The sequence below is a fragment of the Shewanella glacialipiscicola genome (assembly GCF_023283485.1).
Taxonomy (GTDB): Bacteria; Pseudomonadota; Gammaproteobacteria; order Enterobacterales; family Shewanellaceae; genus Shewanella; species Shewanella glacialipiscicola.
Genome location: NZ_JAKILU010000042.1, coordinates 1 through 10,101, shown reverse-complemented (window position 1 = coordinate 10,101; position 10,101 = coordinate 1). Strand labels below are relative to the sequence as shown.

Annotated in this window: 11 protein-coding genes and 1 pseudogene; 6 read left to right on the top strand and 6 right to left on the bottom strand. The window is 43.1% G+C overall.

Annotation, left to right across the window (positions count from 1 at the left end; translation table 11 throughout):
- Positions 1-251: 251 nt before the first annotated feature.
- Positions 252-1,076: pseudogene (locus L2717_RS17690) on the top strand (IS630 family transposase).
- A 134-nt stretch (positions 1,077-1,210) separates the two neighbouring features.
- Here the strand turns inward: L2717_RS17690 and ccmE are convergent.
- From ccmE to ccmA, 5 genes are read right to left on the bottom strand one after another with little or no spacing between them, the layout of a single operon-like run.
- Positions 1,211-1,699, bottom strand: a complete 489-nt coding sequence (gene ccmE, locus L2717_RS17685) for a cytochrome c maturation protein CcmE (RefSeq protein ID WP_220774557.1) — start codon at positions 1,697-1,699, stop codon at positions 1,211-1,213.
- Positions 1,699-1,896: a heme exporter protein CcmD gene (gene ccmD, locus L2717_RS17680; RefSeq protein WP_220774558.1), complete on the bottom strand. Its 198-nt coding sequence runs from the start codon at positions 1,894-1,896 to the stop codon at positions 1,699-1,701. The genes ccmE and ccmD overlap by 1 nt, the downstream gene beginning before the upstream one ends.
- Positions 1,896-2,642: a heme ABC transporter permease gene (locus L2717_RS17675; protein ID WP_220774559.1), complete on the bottom strand. Its 747-nt coding sequence runs from the start codon at positions 2,640-2,642 to the stop codon at positions 1,896-1,898. The genes ccmD and L2717_RS17675 overlap by 1 nt, the downstream gene beginning before the upstream one ends.
- Before the next feature lies 1 nt (position 2,643).
- Positions 2,644-3,330, bottom strand: coding sequence for a heme exporter protein CcmB (gene ccmB / locus L2717_RS17670; RefSeq protein ID WP_006079706.1), 687 nt, complete (start codon positions 3,328-3,330; stop codon positions 2,644-2,646).
- A gap of 11 nt (positions 3,331-3,341) precedes the next feature.
- Entirely contained in the window at positions 3,342-3,989 is a 648-nt protein-coding gene (gene ccmA, locus L2717_RS17665; RefSeq protein WP_220774560.1) for a cytochrome c biogenesis heme-transporting ATPase CcmA, read from the bottom strand.
- Positions 3,990-4,306: 317 nt separating this feature from the next.
- On the opposite strand from ccmA, the gene L2717_RS17660 reads away from it, so the two are divergent.
- Positions 4,307-4,606 carry a c-type cytochrome gene (locus tag L2717_RS17660; protein WP_220774561.1) on the top strand — a complete coding sequence of 100 codons (300 nt, stop codon included), beginning with the start codon at positions 4,307-4,309 and terminating at the stop codon, positions 4,604-4,606.
- 67 nt (positions 4,607-4,673) lie between these two features.
- On the opposite strand, the gene ccmI is transcribed toward L2717_RS17660, so the two are convergent.
- A complete protein-coding gene (gene ccmI, locus L2717_RS17655) occupies positions 4,674-5,924 on the bottom strand; it encodes a c-type cytochrome biogenesis protein CcmI (protein WP_220774562.1) in 1,251 nt (416 codons plus the stop codon).
- Between the two features lie 407 nt (positions 5,925-6,331).
- Between ccmI and L2717_RS17650 the strand changes: the two genes are divergently transcribed.
- The 4 genes from L2717_RS17650 to L2717_RS17635 are packed head-to-tail and all read left to right on the top strand — an operon-like array spanning position 6,332 to position 9,937.
- On the top strand, positions 6,332-8,311 hold the full coding sequence (locus L2717_RS17650) for a heme lyase CcmF/NrfE family subunit (RefSeq protein ID WP_220774563.1): 1,980 nt from the start codon (positions 6,332-6,334) through the stop codon (positions 8,309-8,311).
- A gap of 11 nt (positions 8,312-8,322) precedes the next feature.
- Complete coding sequence (locus tag L2717_RS17645; RefSeq protein WP_220774564.1) at positions 8,323-8,877, top strand: DsbE family thiol:disulfide interchange protein; 555 nt, start codon at positions 8,323-8,325, stop codon at positions 8,875-8,877.
- Positions 8,874-9,353, top strand: a complete 480-nt coding sequence (gene nrfF / locus L2717_RS17640; protein ID WP_220774565.1) for a heme lyase NrfEFG subunit NrfF — start codon at positions 8,874-8,876, stop codon at positions 9,351-9,353. Before L2717_RS17645 ends, nrfF begins: the two co-directional genes overlap by 4 nt.
- Positions 9,350-9,937, top strand: a complete 588-nt coding sequence (locus L2717_RS17635; protein WP_220774566.1) for a TlpA disulfide reductase family protein — start codon at positions 9,350-9,352, stop codon at positions 9,935-9,937. Before nrfF ends, L2717_RS17635 begins: the two co-directional genes overlap by 4 nt.
- The last annotated feature ends 164 nt before the right edge of the window (positions 9,938-10,101 follow it).

Sequence of the window (10,101 nt, the reverse complement as noted above, 5' to 3'; positions counted from 1 at the left end):
TAACTAGGGCTAGGATATTGGGCTTGTTCATACTTTGTAAGGTTAGAAAGTGACGACTTATTAGATCATATAATTAAAGTAATTGGTATAATACGATTGGTATTATACGATTGGTATTATACGATTGGTATTATACCATCCGCATTAAGTTGTGATCTAATACACTTACTATTTCCACATCATTTCATACTGTGAAAAATTACACGTCTGTTGAGCTCATAAAGCTATCAAAGTCAGAAAAAGATGCCCGTATGCGCATTCGCATATTGGCCGTTTCTTGTTTTCTGGAATGTCACAATCGTGCTCAAGTCGCTCGCCACCAACTAAAGGTTAGTCGTCGAAGTGTCAATGAATGGGTTAAAAACGACTTAAATATGGGCATTGATGGCTTGAAAGCCAATATGAATTCGACAAATGCGAGCAAACTCGACGAACACCAAAAGTAGGCTCTCTATCAAAACATATAGGCCAATCAAGTCGCTCCAAGCACCCAAAACAATCCTGAGAAGCTCAAGAAGCGTTTAAAAAACTCATTTCTAAAACGATCGCCACGTTCCCTGTCGATATTTGGTTTCAAGATGAAGCCAGATTTGGTTAACAAAATACTACCACGCGGCTATGGGCAGCAAAAGGCTCAAGACCAAGGGCAGTAAGACAACAGCAATTTGAGTATTTTTATCTCTTTGGTGCTGTGTGCTCAGCGACGGGGGCAACAGAAGCTTTGGTCACGCCTTTCGTTAATCAAGATGCAATGAGGCAACACTTAACGCAAATATCAGGGGCAATTCATTCTGATAGATATGTACTTGTTATAATTGATGGCGCTGGCATACGGATAATATAGCAAAAGAATTCAGTCATTTATCGGTCCTTAAATTACCGCCTTACTCTCCGAAGTTGGAGCCGATAGAACCTGTATGGCAATGGCTAAGACAGCACTGTTTGGCAAATAGGTGTTTTGACGGTTATAACGATATTGTTGAGCAGTGTTGCGATGCTTGGAATACGTTTATTCAGTGCAAGGACAGGTAAAAAGTTTGTGCACACGAGACTGGGCTAACATGGGTAAAATATAATGCGGATTGGTATTCGATGCAGGTACAGCCTTGAGTATATTTCAACTATAATTATGTGAGTGATAGAATAAAAAAGCCTCACTAATTATTAAGTTAGGAGGCTTAGTGTGTATGCTTTACGAATTAACTAAAAGTTACTTCGTATCCGCTGCCTTCTGCTGGCTGTAATCTAATTTTTCATGGGTTTGCCCCATGGCTTCAGCAACTTCTGGCGGCATATAGTTCTCATCATGCTTGGCTAGTACTTCAGTCGCCGCTAGTTTGCCATCAGCACTGAGCACGCCCTGCGCTACAATTCCTTGGCCTTCACGGAAGAGATCTGGCAGTAGATCATCATAGGTGACGAGGACTTCGCCGCCTAGAGAGTCATGCACAGCAAACTGGACATGCAAGCTGTTTGGATCGCGTACCATAGAGCCAACCGTTACCATACCACCGACACGGATACGTTGACCAACTTCAGGTCTAACGCCGGTATCTGTCTTGCCATGGACAATTTCAGATGGGGTATAAAATAAGTTTAAGTTGGAGTTCAGTGCATAGAGCAAAAGCGAAGTAATCGCGGCAACACCACCGATTAATGCTACAGCTAACGTTAGTCTTTTTTTGCGTCTTGGGTTCACTATTTAGTACTCCTGGTCTCTTTTAGGCGTTCTTCTCTATCCATCTTTTTCGCTATTTCAATTAACACCTTACGCTTTTGGCGTGCGCTGCTAATGATAAGCGTTGAAAGGCAGAAGAAAGTCACTCCGTAGGATAGCCATACATAAAATGCATAGCCGCCCATATTAAAAAAATCACTGATAGTATCGAATTGCATTATTTGACCTCCTCAGCCTTAGCAAGTTCACGTACCCAAGGGCGCATGCCATTTCTTGCCAAAATCTCCGCTCTAAATCGTATGATAGTAATTGCGCCTATCATAAGGCCAAATCCGGCTATATTGATTAGCAGTGGATAGAGCATTTCTGTCGACATGGTCGATTTCTCAGTAATACGGATAGTAGATGGCTGATGTAATGAGCTCCACCATTCAACTGAGTATTTGATGATAGGGATGTTAATTACACCGACGATCGCTAGGATCCCTGCAGCACGAGCTGCGAGTACTTTATCCTCAAATGAGGCATAGAGTGAGATAACACCTAAATATAGGAACAGTAATACTAGCTCAGAGGTTAAGCGTGCATCCCAAACCCACCATGCGCCCCACATAGGTTTTCCCCATGCGGCACCAGTGAATAGGGCTATAAAGGTAATAACTGCACCAATAGGCGCAATAGAAGCCGCAGCCCAGTCGGCAAGTTTGATCTGCCACACTAGCCCAATAAATGCTGCTGTTGCCATACCCATATACGCCGCCATTGACATAGAAGCGGCCGGAACATGAATAAAGATAATACGGTAGCTATCACCCTGCTGATAATCAGTAGGTGCGAAAGCGAGTCCCCATATGGTGCCCACAGCGATAAGCAGACCCGCTAAGGTCGCAAACCATGGAAATAATGTTCCTGATAACTTATAGGCGCGTTCAGGATCCGCGTAAGGGTGTAACCATTTCCACATTTTAGTTAGTACTCACTCGCAGAGATGCACCAATTGCAAAAGGTGCTAAGGTTAACGATCCGACCAGCATGGCGCCTATTATAGCGAGCTGACCGTCATAGGGTAAATTCATTCCAGCGGCATCGATGGCACTCGTTGCAAAAATGAGAACTGGGATATATAAGGGCAAAATAAGTAGGCTGAGTAACACACCGCCTTTTCTAAGGCCGACAGTTAATGCCACACCTATGGCTCCTAATAAAGATAATACAGGTGTACCTAGTGCTAGGGTCGATATTAACGCACCATAGCTATTGCCATCTAAATTAAGTAATACCGCTAACAAGGGCGCGATAATAATCAATGGCACGCCGGTTAAAATCCAATGGGCTAAAACTTTAGCTAATACTAAAATAGCTAAAGGCTGTGGGCTCAACAGCATTTGCTCTAAGCTGCCATCACTGAAGTCCGCTTTAAAGAGTCTTTCAAGTGATAACATTGATGCTAATAATGCCGCCACCCATATGATTCCTGGTGCCACACGAGCTAACATTTGTGGCTCAGGGCCTATTCCGAGAGGGAACAAGGTCACAACCATAATGAAGAATAAAAGCGGGTTAAAAATATCTCCACGATGACGAATAGCAATTTTAAGGTCTCGCTGTAACAAGGTGAAAAACGCCTGCGTAAAACTGATGCCTCTTTTCATTTTTTCTGACCTTATATGAAGCGATAATCTAGACGAATTTTACGAAGCCGATCATCTTTGATAATGCCCATATCTTGGTGAGTTGTGAGGATCACGCACCCCCCATTATCAGCATGCTGAATAAATAATTGTTCCAGTTCCTCGACACCTTTTTTATCAATCGCAGTAAAAGGCTCATCAAGGATCCAAATTTTGCAGTTGCTGTGCCACAGTCTCGAGAGTGCTGTTCTGCGATGTTGGCCTGCGGATAAATGCCCCGCAAGCGCCTCTTCAAAGCCAGTTAAATTCACTTTGGCTAAAATGGCTGTGGTATCAAAGTCATCATAACCACTGATTCTTAAATTGAAATTAAGGTTTTCTTCGGCGGTCAGCTCGCATTTCACTCCCGCTAGGTGGCCTAAATACAATAGATCTTGGTTATATTCGTCGCGGCAGCGATTAATGTCTTCATCGATATAAAAAGTGTGTCCCGCGTATGGACGGGAAAGACCCGCTAATATGCGTAATAAACTGGTTTTTCCAGCGCCGTTAGGGCCTTCAATTTGTACTATGTCACCAGCATGGATATCAAAACTTAATTCATCAAAAAGGATGCGTTCTTCGCGGATACAGGTCAGCTTATTTGCTGATACTAATGTTTTTGTTGTTATATTTGCCACTGAACCCTCTATCTCAAGCCGGAAGGAAACACAAGTCATTCTAACACAAACGTTATTGTACGTTTACCTTTGGTTTGCACTAGATGTCAGCAATTTGATGTGGTTCCAATAACAGCAATATTTATCGAACTTTTTTACGATTTGCTAATATATTAACGAATTTACCATCCTTGTCGCCTGATTCATTTTGTGTTGAGATTCTAATCACAAAAAGATGAGATTTATTGAAGTTTGTAGTAATCTTAGCTCGTTATAATGAGTCTGCCTTAGTAAGGGCAGCGCCGAGCTTTGTACGTATTTGCATTAGGAACACGAAGATGAAAAAACTGTTAGCAATAACTGCAGTCGCTGCTTTGACTATGTCAGTCAACGTATCAGCTCAAGAAGCTGAAGCTATCTACAATAAGGCATGTACCGTATGCCACAGCATGGGTGTTGCTGGAGCGCCAAAAGTACACAATGTTGCCGAATGGGAACCACGCCTAGCGAAGGGTGTTGATGCTCTAGTGAAAAGTGTGAAAACCGGTTTAAATGCTATGCCACCAGGCGGTATGTGTACTGATTGTACTGATGAAGATTACAAAGCAGCTATCGAATTTATGTCGAAAGCTAAGTAATTTTTAGCTGATAAAAAAACCGGCAAAGCCGGTTTTTTTATATCTAAAATCTGCAATGATTAATAAATTATTGCACTTGAGTATCGAGCACTAGACTTGCACTACTACCCACAGCAACTGTATTAATCTTTCCTTGAATATCACCTGTCTGTGGCTTGATATTACCGTGCTTAGAAAGTACAGCTATCACTTCAACATTCGCTGCATCACTTAACTTTGTGTCCCCACTCATACCGCTACTGTCATCTAACGTCACTGTAATTGGTAAAGACTCAGCGCTCACTTTTGTTGCCGCTAATGGCACTTTTGGCCCTTCAGTTGCACGAGCAAAGATAAAGATAGTGTCTTCTGGACTAGCTTTCGCTGCAAGTTCTGCTGCGATAGATATTGTGATATTTACCGATTTAACGCTGCTGGCTTTCACTTGTTTATGAGCATCATCATCTGGCATCCCTGCAGTTTCAGACTGCATACGCAAGTTTGCTGTTTCAATTGCATTCATCAGTGCAGTACGGTCAACATCGGTGCGATCGCTATCTAAAATAGCTTGCCAAGAGGCAATAGCCTTCTTGTAGTCTGCCGCAAAGAAAGCATCCATACCGACGAGCAATAATGTTGAAGGGTCTTGAGCATCCATAGCTAATGATTCATCGATAATAGCTTGGATTTGTGGTGTCATCTGTTGGCCTGCTTTGTAATACATCGCAGTCGCTTTTGGACCTAGCAATTCAGCTTGCTTGCCAACCAAGGCTATGACTTTATCAAAGGCAGCAATGGCTTTGTCATATTGATTTGCTGACACATATGCATGGCCTAGGGTAAACCAAGCTTGGCTATTTTCAGGTTCAGCCTTCACTTGTGCTTCCATCATCTGTACGCGTTGCGCCATAATTTGTGCCGCATCCATACCAGCGCGTGGATTCGCTGATTCGACATTGCCTATATTTTGGAAGTTACCTAAGTGTTGGTACATGTAGCCTGAAATGGCAACTAAACAGATAGACATCATAGATGGCCATAGAATAGTCTTCGGCTTTATTGAGTTAACCAGAGAGTCATCACTTGCTTGTTTGATGTCTTGGAGGAGGCTGATCTCTAGTTCTTTCTTTAAAGCATTAAATTCAGCTTCATCTAATAACTCTTCATGAAATTCTTTTTCAAGCACAGCTAGCCGTTCATTGAACAATTCAAGGTTCGTCTGTCTACGTACTCCGGCTTCTTCTGCTATTAGCAATTTTTGCTGTCTGAAGTGCGGGATCCAAATCAGCATCAGGCCAACGAATAGAACAAGCGCAATAAAAATCCAAAATGTTGTCATATGTTTGTTTCTATATTCACTTTAGTTTGCAGAAAGCGGGGTAACCGCTAGGCTTGGAAGCAAGATTATACGTAAAGATGCTTCATTGAACAGTAATATAAGGTAATCCTTGTACCGAAAGCTTATAGTTGGGCACTGGTTCACAAATTAATTCTTCGGGTAAATTCTACATGAAACTTAAGTGCCATTAGTTGGTCACATGCAGAACTGTAACTCTTTCGCGACAATTATTGACCTTAAAAATTGAGAATGAGACAAGTAACCCAGTTTTGTACGAAAGAGGCAGACAGGAACAATAGCAAATACTAAAATGAGCAAATTTTTGTGCATTTGCGTGATAATAACATGTTGTGCGTTGATATAGAGTCTTTCTAAATCAACATATTATTGAAGACTGAGGAAAACCCATGATCCCAGAACTTGGACACTTTGCGTTGATAATAGGAATGGCATTTGCCTTCTTACTGATCAGCGTCCCCCTGATAGGTGTTGCCCGAAAAGATCAATACCTTGTTAGGTATGCTTGGCCGTTAACGTACGGAATGTTCTTTTTTATCACTTTATCCGTTGTTGTGCTGGGCTATAGCTTTGCCGTCGATGATTTCTCAGTCGCTTATGTAGCACACCACTCTAACTCCCAGTTACCTATCTTCTTTAAGATCGCGGCCGTATGGGGCGGTCATGAAGGGTCACTGTTATTTTGGGTGTTTGCTTTATCGACTTGGGCTGCTTCGGTAGCTTTATTTAGTAAAGGCTTAGAGGAAGTATTTACTGCCCGCGTATTGGCAGTATTGGCAATGATTATTATGGGCTTTGGCCTATTTATGGTACTTACCTCTAGTCCATTTGAACGTTTATTCCCAATACCTGTTGAAGGTCGAGATTTAAACCCAATGCTGCAGGATGTGGGATTAATCTTCCATCCGCCGATGCTGTATTTAGGTTATGTGGGCTTTTCAGTGAGTTTTGCGTTTGCGATTGCCGCACTGATGAGTGGCCGTCTCGATTCCGCTTGGGCTCGCTGGTCTCGTCCTTGGACATTAGCGGCGTGGACCTTCCTTACGGGGGGGATCGCCCTCGGTTCTTGGTGGGCATATTATGAGTTAGGTTGGGGAGGATGGTGGTTCTGGGATCCGGTTGAGAATGCCTCCTTCATGCCGTGGTTAGTCGGTACGGCTCTTGTTCACTCTTTGATCGTGACCGAAAAACGTGGTGCCTTCCGTAACTGGACTGTATTGCTATCGATTTTTGCTTTCTCATTAAGTTTGTTAGGTACCTTCATTGTTCGTTCTGGCGTATTAACTTCAGTACACTCATTTGCAGCTGATCCAAGCCGCGGTATGTTTATTCTGTTGTTACTTGGCTTAGCCATTGGTGGTTCGCTGACTCTGTTTGCCTTCCGTGCCAGCGAAATGAGCAGTCCAGCCCGTTTTGAGTTGAAATCTAAAGAAACCATGCTATTGGTTTGTAACGTTTTACTCACGGTTGCCGCTGGTACCGTGCTCTTGGGTACGTTATATCCATTGCTTATCGATGCGCTCGGGATGGGTAAGATCTCCGTTGGACCGCCATACTTTAACGCTGTGTTTGTGCCTATTGTTTTAGTCTTATTTGGTTTTATGGGCATAGGTCCAATTATCCGCTGGAAAAAATCTAAAGCGGGTGAGTTGAGACGCCAGCTATTGATCCCTGCAATGGTTGCTGTGGCAATCGGTGTGGTCACTCCTTTCATCGTTGATGGTGTGTTCAATATTTGGGTTACCTTGGGTATTACTGCGGCAACTTGGATCGTACTGGCAACAGCGCGTGCGGCTTACAATATGGTTAAGTCGAAAGAAGGTGATATCAGTATTAACCGCATAGGTCGTAGCCAGCTCGGTATGATCTGCGCGCATCTTGGTATTGCAGTCTCAGTGATTGGCGCCACTATGGTATCAAATTACTCGATTGAGAAAAGTGTCCGCATGGGGCCTGGCATAAGCCAAGAACTCGCGGGTTATACTTTTAAGTATCTTGAGACCAAAAACGTAGTCGGTCCTAACTACACTGCGATGCAGGGACAGATAGAAGTCTACAAAGGTGATGAGCTACTGACATTGCTCAAGCCAGATCGCCGTCAATATAATGTGCGTACAATGGACATGACAGAAGCGGGTATCGACTGGGGTCTGTTCCGTGACTTGTACGTTACTATGGGCGATCCGATTACCAGCACTGAATTTGCAGTTCGTTTGAACTATAAGCCATTTGTTCGTTGGTTATGGTTTGGAGCTATTTTCATGATGGTTGGCGGGTTCTTAGCCGCATCTGATAAACGCTATCGTGCAAAAGCCACTGCTACAGTTGCGCCTCTGGCCGAAAAAGTAAAATTAGCAACGGCTCACTAATTGGGGAATGTATGAAGAAGTTGGTTCTGTTTATCCCATTGGTTATATTTCTCGCCATGGGGGTATTTCTTTATAAAGGGCTATTTTTGAATCCGCAGCAATTGGATTCAGCACTGGAAGGAAAGCCGATGCCGGCTTTCCAACTGGAAAGCTTAGAAACATCAGCTGAGATTATTACGAATGAGCAGTTAAAGGGTAAGGTCGCACTATTTAACGTATGGGCGACTTGGTGCCCATCTTGTAAGTATGAGCATCCTTTCTTAGTGATGTTAAAGCGTAAAAATCTTCTGCCAATATACGGGATCAACTATCGTGACGAGCGTGCTCCTGCATTAGAGGAGTTAACACGTCAGGGCGATCCTTATAACGTCAATATTTATGATAAAGATGGCCGTTTAGGATTAGACCTTGGCGTTTATGGCGCACCAGAAAGCTTTATAGTTGATCACAATGGTATTATCCGTTTTCGCTATGCTGGTCCAATCGACCAACGTGTCTGGAGTGAAACGCTTTATCCTATGATCCAACAATTACAAGCTGAAGCGACGAAGGATGGCGCATCATGAGAATGCTGACAAAAATTATCGGTGGTCTAGTGCTGTTATTCAGCATGACGACCGCTGTCATGGCAACCCCCGTTGATACTTATGAATTCAAAACACCTGAAAATCAAAAGCGTGGTTTGTCTTTGGCCCATGAGTTACGTTGTCCACAGTGTCAAAACCAGAATTTGATCGACTCTAATTCACCGGTAGCTCGAGATCTGCGCCTTGAAGTCTTCAAAATGGTCGATGAAGGTAAAGGTGACAACGAGATCATCGAGTTTATGACCAGCCGTTATGGTGAGTTTGTATTGTATAAGCCTAAAATGGAAACCAAAACCTATGTTCTCTGGTTAGGTCCGATTGGTTTATTGTTCATGGGTTTAATCATTGGTTTTATCTTCATTCGAAAGCAGCGTATTGTCGGTAATGTTCCGAATGAAATAAGTGCTGAAGACCAACGTGAGTTAGATTCTTTGCTGAAGCGTAATCAGAAATGAAGCATAACATCGCAGTAATATTAATCTTATCATCTGTGTTTTCGTTTGTTGCTGGCGGTATAGCCCACGCTTATCCCGGCATGCAGCAAGCGGCTAAACCGATTGAATCTACCGTTGATCTGATCAATGTATTGCCAAAGACGTTTCCTATTGAGCCAGTTCCTTTTAATGACGTCGATGGTAAGCCCATCGACTTCAGTCAATTTAAAGGCAAGGTCATTATGGTAAACATGTGGGCGACCTGGTGTCCGCCTTGCGTAAGAGAGCTACCCGCAATCGAAAGACTCGCAACTAAGTTCAAAGCTGAAGACTTTGTAGTATTGCCTATTTCTATTGATGCTGAAGGCAAACAGCAGGTGCAGCCGTTCTTAAGTTCGTTGGGCATGGCGAATTTCAACTCTTACTACGATCAGCCACAAAGTCTTGGGGACGTTTTTCCACTCGATACTATTCCTGCGACCTTTATCTTAGATCAACAGGGTCAATTGATTGCCTTTGTTCGAACTTATGTTGATTGGGACGATGCCAAAGCAACTTCGCTAATCCAAGGTTTTATTGATAAAGGCACTAAAAAGCCTGATTAATCGCCACTTTGCACGCAAAATAAACACCGCTGTGTAAAAGATCGCCATGCGATCTTTTTTCATTAAAAAGCCCTTGCGCACTTTCTCAATCTCCCTATAATGCGCATCCACTGACACGGCAGACAGCATTAAGCAGCCTGATGTGACAGTTCATCGATGAGTTT